Here is a 22417-nt window from a genome sequence, read left to right on the forward strand (position 1 = left end):
TCAGCTGCCGCCTTCCTGCTTGCGCAGGTAGTCACTCAGCTCGTCGAGCTCGGCCCTGACCTGGTGGATGCGGGCGGGGGCGGGGCGCGCGGGCGGCGGGGTCTGCTGGAACGGCGGGTGACCGAGCTGGGTGGGCTGCGCGTGGAGCGGGGCGGGTGCGGCCGGGGCGGGTGCGGCCGGGGCGGGCGGCTGCGGGTAGCCGTACGAAGGCTGCGGCTGCGCGTAGCCGGTGAACTGCGGCTGCTGCCGGTACGGGCTGAAGTGGCGTATGTCCGCGAACAGGTAGTACGCGACGGCGGCGACCATCGTGCAGAGCGTCACGATCATGCCGGCGTTGCCGGGGCCCTGGAACTCCTCCTCGCCCGGGTCGATGCCGACGAGCACGATGGCCACGATGTCGAGGGCCGTCACGAGGCCGAGGACGACCCAGTCGTACGACTTGCGGGTCACGAGGGCGAGCCGCAGCATCGCGGCCCAGGAGAGGAGCCCGCAGGACAGCACCGCGAGCACCACGAACAGCACGCGCAGCGTCACATGCGTCCCCCCGGAGGGGGGCTGCGGTTGCGGCGGCGCGTAGCCCTGGCCGTGCATGGCTGCTCCTGGTGCCCGATGAACGAATGGTTGAGGGTTCGAGCGTATAGGCCGTCCGGCACGACCGGTCCCGGGTGTACCGAACCGTTGTCGTACTGGTCACGCGGCCCCGGGCGGAAGGGTTCCCTCCGTCAGACCGTCGTGCATGCCGCGCACCAGCCGGTCGCCGAGCCGGGCCGCGTGGCGCAGGGCGTCCTCGAAGTCGGCGAGCCGCCGGAAGCGTTCGCTGTAGCCGCGCTGTCCGGCGAGCGGCAGCCGGGGCAGCTGGAGGCGGCGGACGTCGAGCCGGGCGGCGGTCGACGCGTAGCTGCTCGCCTGGCGGTGGTTGGCGGTGCCGCGCAGGAACCCGGCGAGGAACCACGGGTCGAGGGCGGCCGGGTCGGGGCGCAGCAGGGCCAGGCCGCGGCCGAGGGCGGCGCCCGCGGTGGCCTCGTCGACCACGCGGGCCGCGGCGCCGCCGCCGAAGACCGGGACGACGATGTCGCCGGGTTCGGTGCGCACGGGGTCGTCGTCCGCCGGGCCCTCGTGCGCGATGCCGGAGGGGGCGGTGCCGGCGAGCACGTCGTGGTCGGTGAGGACGGGGGCGCCCGTGGCTCCCGCGCCGGTGCCGGTGTGCAGCGACAGGGCGCCGGCGCGGGCCAGTTCGCCGACGGTGGTGAGCGGCGGGCGTGCGGTGTCCGCGGTCGACGGGGTCAGATCGCCTTGTGGCGGTGTGAGGTCGGCGGCCCGGCGCAGCGCCTCGCCCAGGCCGCTGTGGACAGCCGCGAGCTCCGTGCCGCCGCCGGCCTCGGCGGGTGGCGGAAGCCGGCGCGCGGGGGCCAGGTCGACCTCGTCGTCGAGGAGTTCGAGCACGGGCACGCAGCGGGCCGAGCCGGGGCGTTCGTCGAGGGTGCCGTGCCGCTCGACGTGCTGCCAGGCGTCGAGCACGGCGTCCCGCACGGCGGGCCACAGCTGCTTGTCGCGTCCGTCGGCGGCCGGCAGAGCGGCCGTCTCCATGAGCAGCAGCTCGGGCGCGGGCCGCGCCGCGGGGTCCGGCCTGCGCAGCACCCAGACGTGCAGGGGCAGGTTGTACGGGGGCGCCACGCCGGCCGGCAGGGCGATGACGGCGCGGAGCGCGCCGCGGCGCAGCAGGTCGGCGCGGATGCGGCGGCCCGAGCGGCGGGACGCGGCGGCGGGCGGCATCAGGAGGACGGCGGTGCCGCTGTCGGTGAGGCGGGCCAACGCGTGCTGGACCCAGGCGAGTTCGGACTCCGAGCGGGCCGGGAAGCCGTACTCCCAGCGGGGGTCGTAGGCCAGTTCGTCGTGGCCCCAGTTGCGTTCGTTGAACGGCGGGTGGCAGAGGACGGCGTCGGCCTTGCGGCCTTCGTGGGCGTCGGCGCGCAGGGTGTCGGCGGCGGCGGTGCGCACGGTCGCGTCGGAGTGCAGGGCGAGCCGGAGCGCGGTGAGAGCGGCGAGCTCCGGGGCGCTGTCCTGGCCGTACAGGTACTGGTCGGGGCGGGGCGTGACGGCGCGCAGGAGGGCGCCGGTGCCGCAGGCGGGGTCGAGGACGGTGCGGGCGGGGGCCCTGCTCTCGGCGATCCGCGCCATCAGCTCGGCGGGCCCCGGCGGGGTGAGCGTGTACTGGCGGGGGTTGGCGTCGGTCTGACGGCCGAGCAGGAACTCGTACGTCTGCTTCGCACCCAGCTCGGACGCGAGCTCGGCGACTCCGCGCAACAGCGGTGCGGACGGCAGGAGTTCGGTGGGTGCGGGGACGCGGACGGCGCGCCCGCGCCGCACCCCGAACCGCGCCGCCACCACCTCGTCCAGCTCACCCGGCAGGAGTTGCGCAAGCCGTTCGTCGGACACGGCGCTCACCGCGAGCCAGGCGGACGGCTTGTCGCGGATCAGGAGCAGGGCGCAGCCGGCGTGCAGGAGGGCGGTGACGGGGCCCGCGGGGTGGCCGGCGAGCTGCTGCCAGACGCGTTCGCGGAGCGGGACCTCGACGAGCTTGCCCTGGCCGCGCAGCCACCGCTCGACCTCGGCGAGCGCGAAGGAGGGGCTGGTGTCGGTGCCCCCGACGGGCTTGGGGAAGTCGCCGTGCCGCCTGCGCCAGTTGCTCACGGCGGCGCGCCCCACCCCGGCAAGGCGGGCGATCCCGGCGGCGGTGACTTCGGTCGCGTCGTCCCGCGGCGTCATCTGGCAGCTCCCCTCGTGCGCGGGGTCAGTCGCGCGTCGTGCGCGGGGTCAGTCGCGCGGGGTCGAGCATACCCAGGCGATCAGCGGCACGGACCGCTTCACGGCGTTAACCCAAGATCCACCGATACTCGCGTTGACTCGGTTCACAGGATCCTGGTCTGATGTTCCCCACCGAACGAGTTCCCTGGGGGGATTTCCATGCGTCACCGTCACCACCCGCGCCGTACCGCCGCCGTCGCGGCCTGCCTCGTCGCCGCGGCCGTCGGCCTCACCGCCTGCGGTTCCGAGAAGGACGACAAGCCGAAGGAGCCCTTCGCGGGCATGTCGGGCACCGAGATCGTCGACAAGGCCGTCAAGGCGACCAAGGGCGCCGAGTCGCTGAAGCTCGCGGGCGAGGTCTCGGACGACGAGCCCGGCCGGATGAAGATGAACCTGGCCCTCGACACCTCGGGCAAGTGCGCGGGCAAACTGGCGGTGGGCGACGAGGGCTCGTTCGACCTGATCGTCCCCGGGGACAAGACGGTCTACGTGAAGTACGACGAGAAGTTCCTGCGCGCCCAGAGCAAGGGGGAGCCGAAGGACGAGACCGACGCCGTGGTCGACATGCTCGCGGGCCGCTGGGCGAAGACGAAGGCGTCGGGCGCCGACGCGAAGGACATCGCCGGCATGTGCGACCTCGACGAACTGCTCACGGACTTCGAGGGCATCAACTCCAACGCCCGCAGGGGCGCGACGACCACCCTCGACGGCACTCCCGCCATCAAGATCAACGCCCACGACGCCAAGGACAAGTACACGATCTACGTCGCCACCGAGGGCAAGCCGTACCTGCTGAAGATCGTCGACAGGGGCACGGCGAAGCCGGAGTACCTGACATTCACCGACTACGACAAGCCCGTGAAGACCGCGCCGCCCGCCGGCAAGGTCCTCGACCTCGACAACCTGGGCAGCTGACGCCGCTCGGGCCGCTCGGGCCGCTCGGGCCGCTCGGGCCGCTCGGGCCGCTCGGGCCGCTCAGAGCGTGTGCCGCACCCACACGTTCGGCTCGACGTACACGCCGTAGCCGCGGGCCGGTTCGCAGTGGACCGGCACCAGCGCGCCCGGCACCTCCACCGGACCCTCCTCGTCGAACGGCAGCCCGGTCCACTCCCGCCACTGCGCGGTCGACCCGGACACCGTCATGGAGGCGTGCGCGACCTTCTCGATGACGCCGCCCGCCCGCACGTGCACCCGCAGCCACGGGTCGTGCGGCAGGCCGTCCTCGCGGGTGCGGTACGCGTACTCGTCGATCCGCGAGGCCGGTTCGAGGTGCTTGGCGTTGGGCCGCACGGGCGCGACGACCTCGGTGAAGCCGCGCGCACGAGCATTGTCCCGCATGGCCGCGAGCATCCGCCCGGATATCCCCTTGCCGCGCGCCGCCTCGTCGACGGTTATCTCGATGGCGCTCACGGTGTCGGCGGCCTTGCCGTGCCGCAGGTCGGAGAAGGCCCACAGCAGCACCTGGTCCCAGCCTCCGTCGGGCAGTTCGCCGTCGCCGCGGGAGCGCAGGGCGAGCGGCACGCTGAACGCACGGGCTATGACCTTGCCGGTCCCGCCCGTGCCGGTCTCGTCCGTGGCCACCAGGACGTACTCCGGAAGTTCCTTGACGATCCGTCCGATCAAGGACCAGCCGACCGGGTCGTGCAGGATGAACTCCGGCCAGTCCTCGGCCATGTGCCACAGCGGGTCCGCGAGGTCGGGCCGCTCGGCCAAGGTCGTGATCTTGAGGTCCATGTCCCGCACGGTACGTGTCCCGCGGGGCGGGCGGTATCTGTTTTTCTGCGGCGCCGCTCCGGTCGGCTCGTGCCCCGTCAGGGGCGCGGGGAACTGCGCGACCAGCCCCCGACGGCCGCAACCCCGCAGATGCGTCTGCCCACGGCGCAATCGTCGGCGACTGCGGGCCGCCTTGGCCCGCTCGCGCAGTTCCCCGCGCCCCTTAGAGGCCCCTGCGGGGCCCTAAAGCGGGGGCAGGACCCACCCAGGGGCGCGGGGAACTGCGCGACCAGCCCCCGACAGCCCGCACCGGGCCAACGGCCGCAACCCCGCAGACGCGTCTGCCCGCCCCGGACCGGTCGCGCCCACGCGGCGGAGCCGCATATGACACAGCCCCGCGCCCCTTAGAGGCCCCTGCGGGGCTCTAAAGCGGGAGCGGGGCCCACCCAGGGGCGCGGGGAACTGCGCGACCAGCCCCCGACGACCCGCACCAGGCCAACGGCCAAAACCCCGCAGACGCGTCTGCCCACCCCGGGCTAGTCTCGCCCACGCGGCGGAGCCGCTTATAGGCCCCTACGGGGCACGGAAGCGGGGCGGGGCCTTCGTCGGGGCGTCGCCCGACGGGAGTTTCTCGTCGGGGCAGGCCCCGAGAACCTTTCGCATTGCGTCGCGTTCCGCGGCAGTCACCCACACCCCGTACTTCTTCTTCACCGCGACCTGTCCGGCGACGTACGCGCAGCGGTACGACTTGTTCGGCGGCAGCCACGTCGCCGTGTCGCCGTCGCTCTTGCCGCGGTTGGTGCCCGCGTCGACCGCGAGGAGGTTGAGCGGGTCGTTGGCGAACGCTATGCGCTTGCTCGGCTCCCAACGGAACGCGCCCTTCTGCCAGGCGTCCGAGAGCGCCACGACATGGTCGATGTCGACCTGGCTGCGGCCGCGCCGGAACGTCACTTCCCTGCCGGTGTACGGGTCGGGCGCGAGCTTCCCGGAGACCACCCGGCACCCGCCGCCCTGGTACCGGACGTCCTCCAGGTCCCGCTTGAGGATGTCGTCCCGGGTCGGGCAGTGGTTGGAGTCGGTGTCGGCCCACGGGCTGCCGAACCGGTCGCGGTCGTAACCCGTCTTGGGCGCCCGCCCCTTGACGGTGAGGGAGTCGACGGCGGCGAGTGCGGACCCGGCCTCGGCGCGGGGTCCCGCGCCGCCTTCCGCCGTGTCCTCGGAGCCGGTGTCGCAGCCGGTCAGGAGCGCGGGGGCGGTGACCAGCGCGAGCAGGGCCGAGGTGGTACGGCGGTTCACAGGACCACCACCGTGTCGCCGAGGGCGACTCCGGCGGGCGTCACGACGTCCGTGTGGATGCCGATGCACATGCCGCGGACGGCGGTGAGGGTCTTGAGGACGCGGTTGTCGACAGGGAGGCCGGGCTGGGCCTGGGTGACCATGACGCAGCGCTTGACGCGCTTGACCCCGCGCAGCCGCAGCGGCTCCGCACCCTGCCCGCCGCCGATGACGATCTCGCGGCCGATCCAGTTCTCCTCGACCCAGGGCTCCTCGGTCTCCACGACGATGTTCTTGCGCAGCCGCCGTACGTCGACGGGGTCGGCGTCACCGAGCAGGTCGCCGAGCGCGCGGAGCGAGGCGGTGCCGACGAGGGAGACGGCGGAGACGTCCTTGTGGCCCTCCGGCCCGCTGTCCGGCCCTTCCCGGACCAGCTCGACGCCCTCGCCGAAGCGTTCGGGGACGCGGGGATCGCCGGGGCGCAGCGTGGCGCCGTCCGGCGCGGTGACGACGGGCAGACCGTCCTCGTCGTACGACGCGTAGTGTTCGAGCAGTCCCGGGATGCGGCGGAAGCGAGCGTGGTTCTTGCCGCTGCCCAGCTTGCCGTCGGCGTGGCGCAGGGCCCACAGGCGGTCGCCCACGACGCCGCGCTCGTGGACCTCCAGCCGGTCGTGTTCCTCGCCGAGCATCGACTTCACCGGATACCGGCGCAGACCCACGACCTTGAGCGTCACGGCGCTCTCTCCTCCCCTGGGCGGACTCTCGCGCCCACCACGGTAACGGCCGTGAGAATATCTCCTGTTCACTCACCTATCAGGAGATTCATGCGCAAGCGTCTGCCCAGGTCCCGGCTCGTCCTCGTGCTCGCCGCGATCGCTCTCGGCACCACGGCGTGCGGCCCGTCCGACGACTCGTCCGCCCCGGCCGCTCCTTCCGCTTCTTCCGCGAGCGCGTCACCGTCGGTGAGCGCGTCGCCCGTCCCCGAGGGGCGCGGACTGCAAGGGCCCGCCGCCGCGTTCTTCCTGAAGACGCTGCGGAAGCACTACCCGGACCTCGACCACATCAAGGACGACGCGCTCGTCGCCGAGGGCGACGCCCTGTGCACCGTCCGGGGAGCCGCGCTCGGCGAGCAGTTCACCGAGTCCACGCGCCGGCTCGGCACCACCAAGAAGCAGACGTCCCGCATCATGGGCGCGGCCCACGCCCTGTGCCGGGACAAGGAGGACCAGCTGTTCCAGGACTGAGACGGGCGGACGATTACCTCCGCGGTAATCGACCGCTCTCCGCCTCCCCGGCAGGATCGGACCCATCAGCCGAGAGCCGCACCCCGAGGAGGGCCCCATGACCGCCACGAGCACCGACATCGCCGCCCACACCCGCTCCGTCGTCGAGGAGTTCCTCCGGGCCCGGCTCGCCGGGGACACCGGGCGGATGGTGGAGCTGTTCGCCGACGACGTCGACTGGCTGCTCGCCGAGAACCCCGTCGTTCCGTGGATCCGCCCGCGCTCCACCGGCGCCGAGTGTGCCGCGCAGGCCGCGGAGATGGCCGAGCACTCCGTCGCCGAGGACGCCCGGGCCTCCCTCGACACCTTCCTCGTCGACGGCACCGACGCCGTCCTGTTCGGGCACCTCTCGGGCACCGTGCGCGCGACCGGAAAGTCCTTCGAGGGCCCCTTCGCGCTGCGCCTCACCGTCGAGGACGGGCGGATCACGCGGCACCACCTCTACGAGAACAGTCTCTCGATCGCCGAGGCGTGCACCGCGTAACCCTTTATGGCCTCTCCCGTACGCCTACGAGCCCAGGATCGACGTCAGGAACTCCCCGACCCAGCCGAGCAGTTCCCGGCCGACCAGCGGCTTGCCGCCGACCTTCGCCGTCTTCGGGCGGGGGACCAGGACCTGGCCCGCGGTCGCCTTGATGACCGTGCCGGGGTAGAGGCGCTTGAGCCTGAGCTCCTGCGACTCCCGCAGCTCCACCGGCGCGAAGCGGATGTTGGTGCCCTGGAGGACGATCTCGCCGACACCGCAGGCGCGGGCCAGCATGCGCAGGCCCGCCACGAGGAGGAGGTTCTCCACCGGCTCCGGCAACTTGCCGTAGCGGTCGGTGAGTTCCTCGCGTACCGCCTTGATGTCCTCCTCCGTGTTGGCGGAGGCGATGGCGCGGTAGGCCTGGAGGCGCAGGCGCTCGCCGGGGGCGTAGTCGTGCGGGACGTGCGCGTCGACCGGCAGCTCGATCTTGACCTCCAGCGGCGGCTCCTCCTCCACGCCGCCCTCCAGGGACGCGCGGTAGTCGGCCACCGCCTCGCCCACCATGCGGACGTACAGGTCGAAGCCGACGCCCGCGATGTGGCCCGACTGCTCGCCGCCGAGGAGGTTTCCGGCGCCGCGGATCTCCAGGTCCTTCATCGCCACGTACATGCCCGCGCCCATCTCCGTGTGCTGGGCGATCGTGGCGAGGCGCTCGTGGGCGGTCTCCGTGAGCGGCTTCTCCGGCGGGTAGAGGAAGTAGGCGTAGCCGCGTTCGCGGCCCCGGCCGACGCGGCCGCGCAGCTGGTGCAGCTGCGACAGGCCGAAGTTGTCGCCCCGCTCCACGATCAGCGTGTTGGCGTTGGAGATGTCGATGCCCGATTCGACGATCGTCGTCGAGACAAGGACGTCGAACTTCTTCTCCCAGAAGTCGACGACCACCTGCTCCAGGGCCTGTTCCGACATCTGGCCGTGGGCCGTCGCGATGCGCGCCTCGGGGACGATGTCGCGGAGCCTGGCCGCCGCGCGGTCGATCGACTCGACGCGGTTGTGGATGTAGAAGACCTGGCCCTCGCGCAGCAGTTCGCGGCGGACGGCGGCGCCGATCTGCTTCTCCTCGTACGGCCCGACGAAGGTCAGGACCGGGTGGCGCTCCTCGGGGGGCGTCGTGATCGTCGACATCTCCCGGATGCCGGTGACGGCCATTTCGAGCGTACGGGGAATGGGGGTGGCCGACATCGTCAGGACGTCGACGTTGGCGCGGAGCTTCTTCAGCTGCTCCTTGTGCTCGACGCCGAAGCGCTGCTCCTCGTCGACGATGACCAGGCCCAGGTCCTTGAACCTGGTCTCGGAGGAGAAGAGGCGGTGGGTGCCGATGACGATGTCCACCGAGCCGTCGCGCAGCCCTTCGAGGGTCGCCTTCGACTCCGTGTCCGTCTGGAAGCGGCTGAGCGCCTTCACGTTGACCGGGAACTGCGAGTACCGCTCGGAGAACGTGCCGAAGTGCTGCTGGACGAGGAGCGTCGTGGGCACGAGCACCGCGACCTGCTTGCCGTCCTGCACCGCCTTGAAGGCGGCGCGGACCGCGATCTCGGTCTTGCCGTAGCCGACGTCGCCGCAGATCAGGCGGTCCATCGGGACCGTCTTCTCCATGTCCTCCTTGACCTCGGCGATCGTGGTGAGCTGGTCGGGCGTCTCCACATAGGGGAAGGCGTCCTCCAGCTCGCGCTGCCAGGGCGTGTCGGGCCCGAAGGCGTGGCCGGGCGCGGCCATGCGGGCGGAGTACAGCTTGATGAGGTCCGCGGCGATCTCCTTGACCGCCTTCTTCGCGCGCGCCTTCGTCTTCGTCCAGTCGGCGCCGCCGAGCCGGTGCAGCGTCGGGGCCTCGCCGCCGACGTACTTGGTGATCTGCTCCAGCTGGTCGGTGGGGATGTAGAGCCGGTCGCCGGGCTGGCCGCGCTTGGCGGGGGCGTACTCCACGACGAGGTACTCGCGGGTGGCGCCCTGGACGGTGCGCTGCACCATCTCGATGTAGCGGCCGACGCCGTGCTGCTCGTGGACGATGTAGTCGCCGGCCTCCAGGGTCAGCGGGTCGATGGTCTTGCGGCGGCGGGCCGGCATGCGCTGGCCGTCCTTGCCGGCCGCCTTCTGGCCGGAGAGGTCGGTCTCGGTGAGGACGGCGAGCTTGAGCGCCGGGTCGATGAAGCCGTAGTCGATCGAGCCGCAGGAGACGTGCACCAGGGAGGGCGTCAGCTCGCCGAGGTCGCCGTCGAGGCGGGCCGCGATGCCCTCGCCGCCGAGGACCTCGACGGTGCGGGCGGCGGGGCCGTGGCCCTCGGTCACATAGACGGTGCGCCAGCCGTCGGCGAGCCAGCCCTTGGTGTCGGCGAGGGCCTTCGCGGTGTCGCCGCGGTACGTCTCGGGGGCATGCATGCCCAGCTTGAGGGTGTCCGCGCCAAGGTCTTCGTCGGCCGCGAACGGCGAAACCGACCACCACATCATCCCGAGGTCGCGGGCGTGGTCGCGGACGTCCGCGATGCCCCAGAGCGACGCGGCGTCCACGTCGATGGGCGCCTCGCCGCCACCGGCCGTCGCCGCCCAGCTGGCCTGGAGGAACTCCTGCGACGTCGCCACCAGGTCGGCCGCGCGCGTCCGCACCCGCTCCGGGTCGCAGACCACCGCCATGGAGCCCTTCGGCAGCACGTCGAGCAGCAGCTCCATGTCGTCCACCAGGACCGGGGCCAGCGACTCCATCCCCTCGACCGCGATGCCCTCGGCGATCTTCCCGAGCAGCTCGCCGAGCTCCGGGTGCAGCTCCGCGAGGGCGGCGGCCTTCTCCCGCACCTCGTCGGTGAGCAGCAGCTCGCGGCAGGGCGGCGCCCACAGACCGTGCTCGGCGACTTCGAGCGAGCGCTGGTCGGCGACCTTGAAGTACCGGATCTCCTCGACGTCGTCGCCCCAGAACTCCACGCGCAGCGGGTGCTCCTCGGTGGGCGGGAAGACGTCGAGGATGCCGCCGCGCACGGCGAACTCGCCGCGCTTCTCGACCAGCTCGACCCGGGAGTACGCGGCTGCCGCCAGCGCCGCCACGACCTCGTTCAGATCGGTGGTCTCGCCGGAGCGCAGCGCCACGGGCTCCAGGTCGCCGAGCCCCTTGACCTGCGGCTGGAGGACGGAGCGGACCGGTGCGACGACCACCGAGACCGGGCCGGTCTCCGGGTCGTCCGTGCGGGGGTGGGCGAGGCGGCGCAGCACGGCGAGGCGGCGGCCGACCGTGTCGGAGCGGGGCGAGAGGCGCTCGTGCGGCAGCGTCTCCCACGACGGGTACTCCGCGACGCCGTCGGGCGGCAGGATCGTGCGCAGCGCCGCGGCCAGGTCCTCGGCCTCGCGGCCGGTGGCCGTCACGGCGAGGACGGTGCGGCCGGACTCGCGGGCCAGCGCCGCCACCGCGAAGGGCCGGGCGGCGGGCGGGCCGACCAGGTCGATGTGCGTGCGGTGGCCGTCGGTCGCGGCCTTGACCGCTTCGGCGAGTGCCGAGTCCTTGACGACAGCGTCGAGCAGACCGTGCAGGCTCATTGAAGGCTTTCCGTCCAGGTACCGGGGGTGAGCCGGAGTGGGTGGGCAACGCGAACCGCCCGGCACGTCGCACGGGCCGGGGGTCTCCAGCGTACGACTACGGGGTGATCGGCGCGGCATGGTACGGGCGGGCCCGGCGAGCCCCGGCGGGCGGGGCCGTGCGCGCCCTCCCGCACAATGACCGGAAACCATGACCGGAAACCGCTGCTCGAAAATTCTTTCCCACCGCGTAAACCGGACGTGTGTCCCAGGCGTACTGCCTTCGAGAGCCATGCGCCACACGCACCAGGAGACCACTTGACCGACGAGGAGTTCGAGGCGTTCTACGCGCACTCCGTGCGACCGCTGGTCGGGCAGGTGTATCTGATGACGGGCGACCTCCACGAGGCACAGGACGTCGTCCAGGAGGCCTTCGTCCGCGCCTGGGCGCGCCGCGCCCGTCTCGAGCGCGACGCCGGGCCCGAGGCGTGGATCAGGACCGTCGCCTGGCGGCTCGCCGTCAGCCGGTGGCGGCGGCGCGGGCGGGCCGCGGACGCCTGGCGGCGCCACCACGGGGAGCGGGCGGGCACCGTGCCCGAGCCCGAGCCGGACACGGTCGCGCTGGTCGCCGCGTTGCGGCGGCTCTCCGAGCGGCAGCGGCGCGTGGCGGTGCTGCACTACGTGTGCGACCTGAGCGTGCAGCAGGTCGCCGCGGAGACCGGGATCGCGGCCGGGACCGTCAAGTCCCACCTGTCCCGTGCCAGGGCGGCGCTCGCGCCGCATCTCGACGACGCGCCCGCCGGCGACGCGCCCACCTCGGAGGAGCACCGTGCCTGAGCCCCACTCCCCGGCCGACGACAGCCTCGCCGTCGCGCTGAAGCGGGCCGCCGCGTCGGGCGGCAGGCTCGCCTCGCCGGTCCCCGCCGGACAGGTCGCCGCGCGCGGCGCCCGCCGCAGGCGCCGGACCTACGCGGCGGGCGCGGCGCTCGCCGTGTGCCTGGTGTCCGGGGGCGCGGCGGTCGCCGCGCTGCAGCTGGGCCGCGAGGGCGAACCGGTGGGGCCCGCGGTGCCGCCCAGCCCGACGAAGTCGGCCTCCCTCCCGGAGTCGTCCTCCTTGCCCGACCGGTCGGGCTCCCCCGCGCGGGACTCGCCCCCGCCGACGGGGACGCCGTCCCGGATGCCGTCGACGTCCCTGCCGCCGCCGGATTCCGCGACACCGACCACACCGCCCACCACCACACCGACCACCGCTCCGCCGGGGGACTGACTTCTTTGATGCGCACCGCCACCGCACAGGGCTCCGCCCCGGACCCCGCTCCTCGCACGCCGGAGGGGCCGGCCTACTCCCCCTCCCACGAGCCCATACCGGAGCGGGACCGGACCGGCACCGCCCCCGACAGGGCGGGACGCCTCTGGGACCGCGCCCCGCACCTGCTCGCCGCCGGCCTGTTCCTCGCGTACGCCGTCGTGTCCGTCAGCCGGTACCGGCGCCTCGAGACGCGCTCCTGGGACCTCGGCATCTTCGAGCAGGCCGTCCGCGCCTACGCGCACCTCCAAGTGCCGGTGGCCGACCTCAAGGGGCCCGGCGCGAACATCCTCGGTGACCACTTCAGCCCCGTCACCGCCCTCCTCGCGCCCGCCTACCGCGTCTTCCCCTCGCCGGTCACGCTGCTCGTCGCGCAGGCGCTGCTCATCGCCGTGTCCGTCGTCCCCGTGACCCGGGCGGCGACCCGGCTCCTGGGGCGCGGCCCGGGGCTCGCCGTCGGGGTGGCGTACGGACTGTCGTGGGGCGTCCAGCGCGCCGTCGACTTCGACTTCCACGAGATCTGCTTCGCGCTGCCGCTGATCGCCTTCTCCCTCGAAGCGCTGCTGCGGCAGCGGTGGCGGGCCGCCCTGCTCTGGGCGCTGCCGCTCGTCCTCGTCAAGGAGGACCTGGGCGCGACCCTCGCGGCGATCGCCGTGGTCGTGGCGATCCGGTGCCGCCGCACGGACCCGAAGGCCCTGCGCCACGCCCTCGGGGTCGCCGCGTTCGGCGTGGTCGCCACTCTCGTCACCCTCACCCTGGTCATTCCCGCGTTCAACTCGGTCGGCGCGTACGACTACTGGGACAAGGTCGGCGATGCGGGCGGCGCCGGGGTCCTCGACGGTGCCGGCACCAAGCTGCGCACCCTCGCCTGGCTGCTGATCCCCACCGGGCTGCTCGCGCTGCGCTCGCCGCTGCTCCTGGTCGCGCTCCCCACCCTCGGCTGGCGGTTCGTCTCCGCCGACGACCACTACTGGGGCACCGACTGGCACTACAGCGCCGTCCTGATGCCCGTCGTGCTGCTCGCCTTCGCCGACGCCGTCGCCGCCGCGCGCCGCGACCGGCGGGCGTGGCTGCGCCGGTACGCGGACCTGCTGCCGGCCTGCGCCGCCGCGGCCGCGCTCGCCCTCACGACGTCCCTGCCGCTGGCGGGCGTCACCGAGTCGTGGACGTACGAGAAGAGCGAGCAGGTCACCGCCGTGGAGCGAGTTCTTGACCGGGTCCCGGACGGCGCCACCGTCGAGGCGAACATCGGGCCGGTCAGCAGGCTGACCTCGCGGGCCCGCGTCTTCTGGGTGGGCGCGGCCGACCCGGTCGTCCCCCAGTACATCGCTCTCGACGTCCGCTCCGGCTGGACGAAGGACCCGGTCGCGTACGCGGGCAAGCTGCACCCGGGCGAGCGGTACGTCGCCGAGGACGCGGCGTACGGGTACGTGCTGCTGCGCAGGGAGTAGGGCCCAGGGGGACACACACCACCGGCCCCGGCGGGTGCGCTGTGCGCGCGCCCGCCGGGGCCGGTGTCTCCCCCGCACCCCCGTGGCGGTGGCTATTCGGTGGCGATGGCGTTGAGGACGTTCATCCGGCCGGCCCGGAAGGCCGGGACCAGCGCCGCGAAGAGGCCCACGAACGCCGACCCGACGAAGACCGCGATGATCGTCGGCCACGGGATCTCCAGGACCTTCAGGCCCTCCAGGGCGAGGAGCTGCTGGGCCGTCGCGCCCCAGCCCATGCCCAGGCCGAGGCCGAGCAGCGCACCGAAGAGGGCGATGACCACGGACTCCAGGCGGATCATGCGGCGCAGCTGGCGGCGCGAGAGGCCGATGGCCCGCATCAGGCCGATCTCGCGGGTGCGCTCCACCACGGAGAGGGCCAGGGTGTTCACGACGCCCAGGATCGCGACGATGATCGCCAGGCCGAGCAGGCCGTAGACCATGTTGAGGAGCTGGCCGACCTGGTCCTTCAGGGTCTGCTTGAAGTCGGTCTGGTCCATCACCTTGTACTGCGGGTACGCCTCCAGGGACTTCTTCAGGGAGGTGTACGCGGCGTCCTCCTGGCCCTTGTCGGCCGTGGCGAACATGATGTCGTTCTGCGGCATCCGGTCCGCGGGGACGTACTGCTCCAGGGTCGTGATGTTCAGGTACATCGCGCCGTTGTCGACGGTGCCGTCGTCCTTGGTGATGGCCGAGAGCCGCAGCTTCGCCGTCTTCCCGTGCTCGAAGGCGACCTTCAGCTCGTCGCCGACCTTCAGGCCGTGCTTCTCGGCGAACTCGTCGCCGACCGACATGGCGTTCTTCCCGTACGCGGCGGACAGTTCACCGGCGACCGTCTCGCGGCGCAGGTCCTTGGCGTACGTCGGGTCGGCGGCGCTCAGGCCGACGCCGTCCACGGCCTTGCCGTCGGGTGTGGTCAGGTCCGCCTCGATCTGCTTGTAGCGCGTGATGTGGCCGATGTGGTCGGCCTTCTCCAGGGCCTCGGCGGCCTTCGTGGTGATGGAGATGCCGGGCTGGGTGGGCTGCACGATGAAGTCGGCGCCGACCGATTTGTCGAGCTCCTCCGTGGCCGACGCGACCATCGAGGAGCCGACGACGGAGAGGCAGGCGACCAGGGCGAGGCCGATCATCAGGGCCGCGCCGGTGGCGCCGGTGCGGCGCGGGTTGCGCAGGGCGTTGCGCTCGGCCATGCGGCCGACCGGGCCGAAGGCCCGCAGGAGCACCGCGCTGAGGACGCGGACGACGCCGGAGGCGAGCACGGGGCCGATGACGACGAAGCCGATGAGGGTGAGGACGACACCGCCGCCGAGGAAGAGGGAGCCTTCCTTGGCCTTGTCGGCCTGCGCCGCGGCGTAGAGGGCGAAGACGCCGGCGCCGGTGAGGACCAGGCCGATGACGGCGCGCAGCGCGCTCGCCCTGCCGTCGGCGGGGGTGCCCGCGTCGCGCAGCGCGGCCATCGGCGAGACCTTGCCGGCCCGTCGTGCGGGGAGGTAGGCGGCGAGGACGGTGACGACGATGCCGAGGACCATGCCGACGACGGGTGTCGTCCAGCTGACGGTGAGGTCGCCGGTGGAGAGCTCCATGCCCATGCCGGCCATGAGCTTCATGAGGCCGACGGCGAGGCCGATGCCCGCGCCGACGCCGAGGACGGAGCCGAACACGCCGAGCAGCAGCGCCTCGACGAGCACCGAGCGGTTGACCTGCTTGCGGCTGGAGCCGATAGCGCGCATCAGGCCGATCTCGCGGGTGCGCTGGGCGACCAGCATCGAGAAGGTGTTGATGATGAGGAAGATGCCGACGAGGAAGGCGATTCCGGCGAAGCCGAGCATCGCGTACTTCATGACGTCGAGGAAGCTGCCGACCTCCTTGCGGCCGTCGTCGGCGGTCTCCTTCTGCGTCTTGATGTCGTACGCGGCCTTGTCCAGGGCCGCCGCGACGTCGGCCTTCAGCTCGGTGTCGCTGACGCCCGCGGCCGCGGTGAGGTTGACGTGCGTGAACCGGCCGGTGGCGCCGAGGAGTTCACGCTGGGAGGTGGCGGTGTCGAAGTAGAAGATCGCGGCGCCGGGGTTGGTCACCTTGAAGGTGGCGATGCCGGAGATCTTCGCGGTGTGGTCGCCGGTCGCGGCGATCGTGCGCAGCTCGTCACCGATCTTCAGGTCGTGCTTGTCCGCGGTGTCGGCGTCGACCATCACCTCGGTGGGGCCGCGCGGGGCGTGGCCGGAGGTGATGTCCATCGAACGCAGGTCGTTGCGCGTCCAGTTGCCGGCGATGGTCGGGCCGCCGCTGGTCGGCCCCATGTTCTTGTTCTTCTTGTCGACGACGGTCACGCTCTGGCTGCTGACGGCGCCTTCGGCGGCCTTCACGCCCGGGACCTTCCCGGCCTCACGGACGACGGAGGCGGGCAGCGACTCGGGCTTGCCGCTGCGGGGCGTCTCGCCCGCGTCCTTCGCGGACTTGGGGGTGACGGTGACGTCGGCGGAGGTCGCCGCGAAGAGCTTGTCGAAGGTGGTGCTCATCGTGTCGGAGAAGACGAGCGTGCCGCAGACGAACGCCACCGAAAGGACCACGGCCACCGCGGAGAGCGCCATGCGTCCCTTGTGCGCGAAGAAGTTGCGCATCGAGGTCTTGAGGACGGTCATGACGTGCGCCCCCGGGCGTCGAAGGACTTCATGCGGTCGAGGACCTGGTCGGCGGTGGGGTGGTGCATCTCGTCGACGATCCGGCCGTCGGCGAGGTACAGGACGCGGTCCGCGTACGAGGCGGCGACCGGGTCGTGGGTGACCATCACGATGGTCTGGCCGAGGTCGGTCACCGAGCGGCGCAGGAAGCCGAGGACCTCCGCGCCGGCCCGGGAGTCGAGGTTTCCGGTCGGCTCGTCACCGAAGATGATCTCCGGCCGGGAGGCGAGGGCGCGGGCCACGGCGACGCGCTGCTGCTGGCCGCCGGAGAGCTCGGTCGGGCGGTGCTTGAGGCGCCCGGCGAGGCCCACGGTCTCCACGACCTGGTCGAGCCAGGCCCGGTCGGGCTTGCGGCCCGCTATGTCCATCGGGAGCGTGATGTTCTCGATGGCGTTCAGCGTGGGGAGGAGGTTGAACGCCTGGAAGATGAAGCCGATGCGGTCCCGGCGGAGCTGCGTGAGCTTCTTGTCCTTGAGGCCGGTGATCTCGGTCTCGTCGAGGTAGATCTGCCCTTCGCTGACCGTGTCGAGGCCCGCGAGGCAGTGCATGAGGGTGGACTTGCCGGAGCCGGAGGGGCCCATGATCGCGGTGAACTGCCCGCGGGCGATGTCGACGTCGATGCGGTCGAGCGCGACGACACGGGTCTCCCCGCTGCCGTACGCCTTCACGACCTGGCGCGCCCGTGCCGCCACGGCCGTACGCCCTCCAGTGCCCCCGTGCCTGGGTGTGGTCACAGCCGTTGTCACGGTAAGTCTCCTATGTCGGTCATGCGGTGGGTCGGGCGCGTTCGCCGTGCGAACAAGTCTGGTGTCACAGGGGGGTTCGGCGCGCTGGTGCTCAGCGCAGTCTTTTCCGGGGGAAAACCCCACCCCCGCCGGTGCGGTGCGCCGTAAAGCCAATCTAAGGACCGGCCGGGGCCCGCTCATCCTCCAGTGGGACGAACGCTCCCCAGTCCGTTGTACGGAGGTTCCCCTAGGGGATCTCCACCCGTCGGTGGAGATCGACTCAGGGTCGCCGTCCCCCCGCACCGCGCTCGCCCCGCGCCTGCCCCGCACCCTCCCCGGCTCCTCCCCCGGGTGAGAAAGTGGCCCGCAGCAACCGCGTGCAGGGGGAAGGAAGTTCCGTGGGCACCCAGGAAGCGATACGGGGCAGGGGCGCGGTCGTCGCCGCGCTCATGCTCGCCATGGCGCTGGTCGCCGTCGACTCCACCATCGTGTCGACCGCCGTCCCGCAGATCGTGGGCACGCTCGGCGGCTTCTCGATCTTCTCCTGGCTCTTCTCCGGCTACCTCCTCGCGGCCACGGTGACCCTGCCCGTCTACGGCAAGCTCTCCGACACGTTCGGCCGCAAGCCCGTGCTCATCACGGGCTGCGTGCTCTTCCTCCTCGGCTCCGCGCTCTGCGCGCTCGCCTGGAACATGGAGTCGCTCATCGCCTTCCGCGTCGTCCAGGGACTCGGCGGCGGCGCCGTCCAGGGCACCGTGCAGACCCTCGCCGCGGACCTCTACCCGCTCAAGGAACGCCCCAAGATCCAGGCCAAGCTGTCCACGGTCTGGGCCACGTCGGCCGTCGCGGGGCCCGCGCTCGGCGGCCTCATCACCTCGTACACCGACTGGCGCTGGATCTTCCTGATCAATCTGCCCATCGGCGCGGTCGCGCTCTGGCTGATCATGCGCCACCTGCACGAACCCGAGCGGGAGAGCGTGCCGCGCGGCCGCGTCGACTGGCCCGGCGCGCTCGCCGTCTTCGCCTGCGGCGGCACCCTCCTGACCGCGCTCGTGCAGGGCGGGGTCGCCTGGGACTGGCTGTCGGTGCCCTCCCTCGCCCTCTTCGCCGCCGGGCTGGCGCTGATCGCCGTCGTCGTCCTCGTCGAGCGCCGGGCCGCGGAACCGATCATTCCAGGCTGGGTCTGGCGCAGGCGCACCATCGCCGCCGTCAACCTCGCCCTCGGCGCGCTCGGCCTGCTGATGGTCGCGCCGACCGTCTTCCTCCCCACGTACGCCCAGTCCGTGCTCGGACTCGCCCCCGTCGCCGCCGGATTCGTGCTCTCCGTGATGACGCTGAGCTGGCCGGTCTCCGCCGCGCTCAGCCAGCACGTGTACCGCAGGATCGGCTTCCGCAACACCGCGATCACCGGCATCTCCGCGGCCGCGCTGATCCTCTTCGCGTTCCCCCTGCTGCCCTACCCCGGCTCCGCCTGGCAGCCCGCCCTGCTCATGCTGCTGCTCGGCGCGGCCCTCGGGATCTTCCAGCTGCCGCTCATCGTCGGCGTCCAGTCCACCGTCGGCTGGGCCGAGCGCGGCACGGCCACCGCGTCCGTCCTGTTCTGCCGCCAGATCGGGCAGACGCTGGGCGCCGCCCTGTTCGGCGCGGTCGCCAACGGAGTGCTCAGCGCGCGCCTCGACGGGGCCGGGTCCCTCGACTCGGTGGCGCGCATCCTGGACGACCCGGGGTCGGTGGCCGACCCCGAGCCGCTGCGGCGGGCCGTCGACTCCGCCGTCGACGCGGTGTACCTCGGGGCGGGCTGTGCCGCCGTACTCGCCCTGCTCGTCCTCCTCTTCCTGGCACCGCGGCGCTTCCCCGTCCTCAAGGACGCGCAACTCGCCCCTCAGCAGGAGCAGTTGTCCCCCACACAACAGACCGACTGACCGGATCCCCGAAAACCCCGCACGCCACCCCTACTTACAAGTAACGTCTCGCTCCCCTCGCTCCCTGCGGTCCGCCACGGACCGGAAGCCGCGCAAGGAGAACCGGGATGACCCACCCCCCGTACGACGCCCCCGTCCCGCCCCCACGGCCCGAGCCCCACCTCCCCCACGCCGAGCCCCACCTCACCGCCCCCGAGCCCCACCTCACCTACCCCTGGCAGCCACCGCCCCCGCCACCGCCGCCACCGCCGCCCCCGCTCCCCCGCCACCCCGCGCCCGGCCGCCACAGCGACCTGCGCAAGCTGCGCGGCGCCTACCGACGGCAGCGCAGGATCGCCACCCTCACCGCGCTCGGCTACTTCACGCTCTTCCTCCTCCTGTCCGCCCTCGCCCCTTCCCTGCTGGCCGGCACCGTCTCCGGCGGCCTGAACACCGGGCTGCTGCTCGGCCTCGGCCAGCTGCCCGTCACCTGCCTCGCCCTCGTTCTGTACGAGCACACGGCCCGCCGCCGCGTCGACCCGCTGGCCCAACGCCTGCGCAGGCAGAGCGAGTCGGCCCCCGCACGGACGGGCGGTGAACCCGCATGAGCGACCAGGCACAGACCATGTCCCTGGTCGCCTTCACCGTCGTGGTCACCCTCACGCTGCTGCTCTGCGTCCTGACCGGGCCCGACCGGGACGACCTCGACGAGTTCTACACCGGCTTCGGGGCGCTCTCCCCGATGCGCAACGGCCTCGCCATCGCGGGCGACTACATCTCCGCCGCCACCGTCCTCGGCACCACCGGCGTGATCGCCCTCCTCGGCTACGACGGCGTGGTCCTCGCCCTCGGCACGGCGCTCTCCCTCACCCTCCTGATGTTCCTGCTGGCCGAACCTCTGCGCAACGCGGGCCGGTTCACCATGGGCGACGTCGTGGCACGCCGCATGCCGGGCCGCGCCGTCCGCATCGCCGTGTGCGCGGCCACCCTGGCCGCCCTGCTCCCGCTCATGCTCGTCCAGCTCGCGGGCGCGGGCGACCTCCTCGCCTTCCTGCTCGGCTTCTCCGACGACGGCCTCAAGACCGGCTGCATCGTCGCGCTCGGCGTCCTGATGATCAGCTACGCGGCGATCGGCGGCATGAAGGGCACCGCCCTCATCCAGATCCTCAAGATGGTGATGCTGCTCGGCTCCGGCGCGGTGATCGCCGCGCTGATCCTGCGCCGCTTCGACTGGGACGCGGGCGCCCTGCTGACCGCCGCGCAGCGCGGCAGCGGAGCGGGACCGGCCTTCCTCCGCTCCGGCCTCCAATTCGCGGACAGCCCCAACCCCCGCCTGGACATGCTCAGTTCCGAGCTGACGGTGGTCCTCGGCGGCGCGGCACTCCCCCACGTCACCATGCGCATGTACACGGCGCGCACCGCCCGCGAGATACGCCGCTCCATGTCCTGGGCGGTCTCCTCGGTCTCCCTCTTCGTCCTCGTCATCACCGTCGTGGGATTCGGCGCGACCGCGCTCATCGGCGGCGCCGCCATCGCGCAGGACGACCCGCAGGGCAACACGGCCTTCCTGCTCGGCGCCCGCGCCGCGTTCGGCACCCACACCTCGACCGCCGAGACGCTGGTCTTCACGACGGTCACCACGGCACTGTTCCTGACACTGCTCGCCTCGGTGGCCGGCATGATCCTCGCCTGCGCCAACTCTCTGGCCCACGACGTCCTCGCCCACGGCCGCGCCTGCTCGCCCCGCCGCGAGATGACCCTGGCCCGCGCCTCCGCACTGGCCACCGGCGCCCTCGCGATCGCCCTCGCCGTCCTCGTCAAGGACCACAGCCTCCAGCCCCTGGCCACCCTCTCGTTCTGCCTGGGCGCCTCGGCCCTCGCCCCCGCCCTGGTCTACACCCTCTTCTGGCGCCGCTACACGCGCACGGGCCTGCTCTGGACCCTGCTCGGCGGCACACTCGGCTCGACGGTCCTGATGACCGGCACGAACCTGGTCTCCGGCAGCCCCGGCGCCGCCTTCCCGAACCACGACTTCACCTGGTTCCCCTTCACGACGACCGGCATCGCCTCCATCCCCCTCGGCTTCCTCCTCGGCTGGCTCGGCACCCGCCTCTCGGGCCCCGCCGAAGCACAGGACCACCGCAAGCGGTACGAGGCGGTGGAGGGTTGGATCCTGGCGGGGGCGGCCCGCAGGGGAAGGTGACCGAACCAGCGCCTAGGGCGTCTCCTCCGCCGGTGCGCGGCCCGTCAGGGCGGCCAGGCTGCTGCGTACGTGGTCCATGTGGGCCCGCACCTCGTCCCACTGCTCGCCGTGTTCGCGCAGCACCCGCTCCGTGTCGCGGGCCAGCCGCTCCTCGACCAGGACGGCCTCCGCGACCAGCTCCGCGCCGTGCGCCTCCGCGTCCTCCTGCCGGTGCCGCGCGGACTCCTCCGCCTCGGCGAACGCCCGCTTGGCGGCGGAGAGCCGGGCCTCCGCCGCGGCCACCCGCTCCGCGTCCCGCGCGTCCGACGCCGCCTCCCGCTCCGCGATCTCCCGTTCGGCGGCCTCCCACCGCTCGCCCTGCTCCTTCTCCTGCTCGGCGAAGAGCGCCTCGCACCGCTGCCGCATCTCCCGCAGCGCGGCCAGCGCCTCGCCGCGCCACGCCTTCACGTCCCGCCGCGCGGAGATCCGCGCCTCGTCGGCCGTCGCCCGGTCCGCGAGGAGCCGCTGCCGCACCCGCTCGTCCGCCTCGGCGCCCACCTTCTCGGCGTGGGCGCGCGCGGCCTCCCGCACCTCACGCGCCGCGGCCTCGGCCGTCTCCGTCAGCCGCCGCGCCTCGGTTTCCGCGGCCTCGCGCAGGGCGGCGGCCTCCGCCTCGGCGAGGGCCAGGATCTGCCGGGCGCGCTCGCCCAGCGTCTCGTACGTCTGGGGGGCGAGCCGCGACACCACGTCCCGCAGGTGCTCGGCCTCCACCTCCATGTCCTTGGCGAGGACGGTCAGCCGGGCGGCCCGCTCCCACGCCTCGTCCCGCGCCCGGGAAAGACCGGCGGCGTACGCCTCCACCTGCTCGGGACGGTAGCCGCGCCCCCGCACCGTGACGAAGCCGTGCGGCGACGACGATGCACCGCTGCTGCTCATCCTTGGACCACCTCTCCGGCGTACCACGCGCGTACAGCGCGATTGGCGCACATCTTGATGGATCAAGCGGAAGCGCTCATAACCCGACACTCCGCCCACTCCGCCCGG

Annotated in this window: 18 protein-coding genes; 9 read left to right on the forward strand and 9 right to left on the reverse strand. The window is 72.7% G+C overall.

Annotated elements, in window-relative coordinates; genetic code table 11:
* Positions 1-591 carry a hypothetical protein gene (locus ACZ7LU_RS33815; RefSeq protein ID WP_471918911.1) on the reverse strand — a complete coding sequence of 197 codons (591 nt, stop codon included), beginning with the start codon at positions 589-591 and terminating at the stop codon, positions 1-3.
* Between the two features lie 99 nt (positions 592-690).
* Entirely contained in the window at positions 691-2766 is a 2076-nt protein-coding gene (locus ACZ7LU_RS33820; protein ID WP_471918912.1) for an N-6 DNA methylase, read from the reverse strand.
* Positions 2767-2964: 198 nt separating this feature from the next.
* On the opposite strand from ACZ7LU_RS33820, the gene ACZ7LU_RS33825 reads away from it, so the two are divergent.
* A complete protein-coding gene (locus ACZ7LU_RS33825) occupies positions 2965-3720 on the forward strand; it encodes a hypothetical protein (protein WP_468087334.1) in 756 nt (251 codons plus the stop codon).
* Positions 3721-3780: 60 nt separating this feature from the next.
* Here the strand turns inward: ACZ7LU_RS33825 and ACZ7LU_RS33830 are convergent, their stop codons facing one another.
* From ACZ7LU_RS33830 to ACZ7LU_RS33840, 3 genes are all read right to left on the reverse strand, one after another.
* Positions 3781-4539 carry a GNAT family N-acetyltransferase gene (locus ACZ7LU_RS33830; protein ID WP_471918913.1) on the reverse strand — a complete coding sequence of 253 codons (759 nt, stop codon included), beginning with the start codon at positions 4537-4539 and terminating at the stop codon, positions 3781-3783.
* Between the two features lie 552 nt (positions 4540-5091).
* Entirely contained in the window at positions 5092-5814 is a 723-nt protein-coding gene (locus tag ACZ7LU_RS33835; protein WP_471918914.1) for an HNH endonuclease family protein, read from the reverse strand.
* Positions 5811-6527 (reverse strand): MOSC domain-containing protein, encoded by a 717-nt coding sequence (locus ACZ7LU_RS33840; protein WP_398303505.1) that lies wholly within the window; start codon positions 6525-6527, stop codon positions 5811-5813. The genes ACZ7LU_RS33835 and ACZ7LU_RS33840 overlap by 4 nt, the downstream gene beginning before the upstream one ends.
* A gap of 90 nt (positions 6528-6617) precedes the next feature.
* Between ACZ7LU_RS33840 and ACZ7LU_RS33845 the strand changes: the two genes are divergently transcribed.
* Both ACZ7LU_RS33845 and ACZ7LU_RS33850 read left to right on the forward strand, forming a co-directional pair.
* A complete protein-coding gene (locus ACZ7LU_RS33845; RefSeq protein ID WP_468304647.1) occupies positions 6618-7037 on the forward strand; it encodes a hypothetical protein in 420 nt (139 codons plus the stop codon).
* A 97-nt stretch (positions 7038-7134) separates the two neighbouring features.
* Positions 7135-7560, forward strand: coding sequence for a nuclear transport factor 2 family protein (locus tag ACZ7LU_RS33850; RefSeq protein WP_471918915.1), 426 nt, complete (start codon positions 7135-7137; stop codon positions 7558-7560).
* Between the two features lie 24 nt (positions 7561-7584).
* On the opposite strand, the gene mfd is transcribed toward ACZ7LU_RS33850, so the two are convergent.
* On the reverse strand, positions 7585-11115 hold the full coding sequence (gene mfd, locus ACZ7LU_RS33855; protein WP_398303499.1) for a transcription-repair coupling factor: 3531 nt from the start codon (positions 11113-11115) through the stop codon (positions 7585-7587).
* A gap of 297 nt (positions 11116-11412) precedes the next feature.
* On the opposite strand from mfd, the gene ACZ7LU_RS33860 reads away from it, so the two are divergent.
* From ACZ7LU_RS33860 to ACZ7LU_RS33870, 3 genes are read left to right on the forward strand one after another with little or no spacing between them, the layout of a single operon-like run.
* A complete protein-coding gene (locus ACZ7LU_RS33860; protein WP_468304653.1) occupies positions 11413-11931 on the forward strand; it encodes a SigE family RNA polymerase sigma factor in 519 nt (172 codons plus the stop codon).
* Positions 11924-12361, forward strand: a complete 438-nt coding sequence (locus tag ACZ7LU_RS33865; RefSeq protein WP_468715480.1) for a hypothetical protein — start codon at positions 11924-11926, stop codon at positions 12359-12361. The genes ACZ7LU_RS33860 and ACZ7LU_RS33865 overlap by 8 nt, the downstream gene beginning before the upstream one ends.
* A gap of 8 nt (positions 12362-12369) precedes the next feature.
* A complete protein-coding gene (locus ACZ7LU_RS33870) occupies positions 12370-13851 on the forward strand; it encodes a DUF2079 domain-containing protein (protein ID WP_471918916.1) in 1482 nt (493 codons plus the stop codon).
* Between the two features lie 92 nt (positions 13852-13943).
* Here ACZ7LU_RS33870 and ACZ7LU_RS33875 read toward each other — a convergent pair whose 3' ends face one another.
* Entirely contained in the window at positions 13944-16526 is a 2583-nt protein-coding gene (locus tag ACZ7LU_RS33875) for an ABC transporter permease (protein ID WP_471918917.1), read from the reverse strand.
* Complete coding sequence (locus ACZ7LU_RS33880) at positions 16523-17311, reverse strand: ABC transporter ATP-binding protein (RefSeq protein WP_398303489.1); 789 nt, start codon at positions 17309-17311, stop codon at positions 16523-16525. Before ACZ7LU_RS33880 ends, ACZ7LU_RS33875 begins: the two co-directional genes overlap by 4 nt.
* A 377-nt stretch (positions 17312-17688) precedes the next feature.
* Here ACZ7LU_RS33880 and ACZ7LU_RS33885 point away from each other — a divergent pair, with 377 nt between their 5' ends.
* The 3 genes from ACZ7LU_RS33885 (at position 17689) to ACZ7LU_RS33895 (ending at position 21394) form a co-directional block, all read left to right on the forward strand.
* A complete protein-coding gene (locus tag ACZ7LU_RS33885) occupies positions 17689-19212 on the forward strand; it encodes an MDR family MFS transporter (protein WP_471918918.1) in 1524 nt (507 codons plus the stop codon).
* Between the two features lie 107 nt (positions 19213-19319).
* Complete coding sequence (locus ACZ7LU_RS33890) at positions 19320-19799, forward strand: DUF485 domain-containing protein (protein WP_471117054.1); 480 nt, start codon at positions 19320-19322, stop codon at positions 19797-19799.
* Positions 19796-21394 (forward strand): sodium/solute symporter, encoded by a 1599-nt coding sequence (locus tag ACZ7LU_RS33895; RefSeq protein WP_471918919.1) that lies wholly within the window; start codon positions 19796-19798, stop codon positions 21392-21394. Before ACZ7LU_RS33890 ends, ACZ7LU_RS33895 begins: the two co-directional genes overlap by 4 nt.
* 12 nt (positions 21395-21406) lie before the next feature.
* Here ACZ7LU_RS33895 and ACZ7LU_RS33900 read toward each other — a convergent pair whose 3' ends face one another.
* Positions 21407-22309 carry a cellulose-binding protein gene (locus ACZ7LU_RS33900; RefSeq protein WP_468087306.1) on the reverse strand — a complete coding sequence of 301 codons (903 nt, stop codon included), beginning with the start codon at positions 22307-22309 and terminating at the stop codon, positions 21407-21409.
* Positions 22310-22417 lie beyond the last annotated feature (108 nt).

This window comes from Streptomyces sp. NPDC039462 (assembly GCF_055639375.1).

Bases quoted from the DNA above. Each gene is read 5' to 3' on its own strand.
- ACZ7LU_RS33815 (WP_471918911.1), bottom strand. From the start codon at position 591: ATGCACGGCCAGGGCTACGCGCCGCCGCAACCGCAGCCCCCCTCCGGG.
- ACZ7LU_RS33820 (WP_471918912.1), bottom strand. From the start codon at position 2,766: ATGACGCCGCGGGACGACGCGACCGAAGTCACCGCCGCCGGGATCGCC.
- ACZ7LU_RS33825 (WP_468087334.1), top strand. From the start codon at position 2,965: ATGCGTCACCGTCACCACCCGCGCCGTACCGCCGCCGTCGCGGCCTGC.
- ACZ7LU_RS33830 (WP_471918913.1), bottom strand. From the start codon at position 4,539: ATGGACCTCAAGATCACGACCTTGGCCGAGCGGCCCGACCTCGCGGAC.
- ACZ7LU_RS33845 (WP_468304647.1), top strand. From the start codon at position 6,618: ATGCGCAAGCGTCTGCCCAGGTCCCGGCTCGTCCTCGTGCTCGCCGCG.
- ACZ7LU_RS33850 (WP_471918915.1), top strand. From the start codon at position 7,135: ATGACCGCCACGAGCACCGACATCGCCGCCCACACCCGCTCCGTCGTC.
- mfd (WP_398303499.1), bottom strand. From the start codon at position 11,115: ATGAGCCTGCACGGTCTGCTCGACGCTGTCGTCAAGGACTCGGCACTC.
- ACZ7LU_RS33870 (WP_471918916.1), top strand. From the start codon at position 12,370: ATGCGCACCGCCACCGCACAGGGCTCCGCCCCGGACCCCGCTCCTCGC.
- ACZ7LU_RS33875 (WP_471918917.1), bottom strand. From the start codon at position 16,526: ATGACCGTCCTCAAGACCTCGATGCGCAACTTCTTCGCGCACAAGGGA.
- ACZ7LU_RS33890 (WP_471117054.1), top strand. From the start codon at position 19,320: ATGACCCACCCCCCGTACGACGCCCCCGTCCCGCCCCCACGGCCCGAG.
- ACZ7LU_RS33895 (WP_471918919.1), top strand. From the start codon at position 19,796: ATGAGCGACCAGGCACAGACCATGTCCCTGGTCGCCTTCACCGTCGTG.
- ACZ7LU_RS33900 (WP_468087306.1), bottom strand. From the start codon at position 22,309: ATGAGCAGCAGCGGTGCATCGTCGTCGCCGCACGGCTTCGTCACGGTG.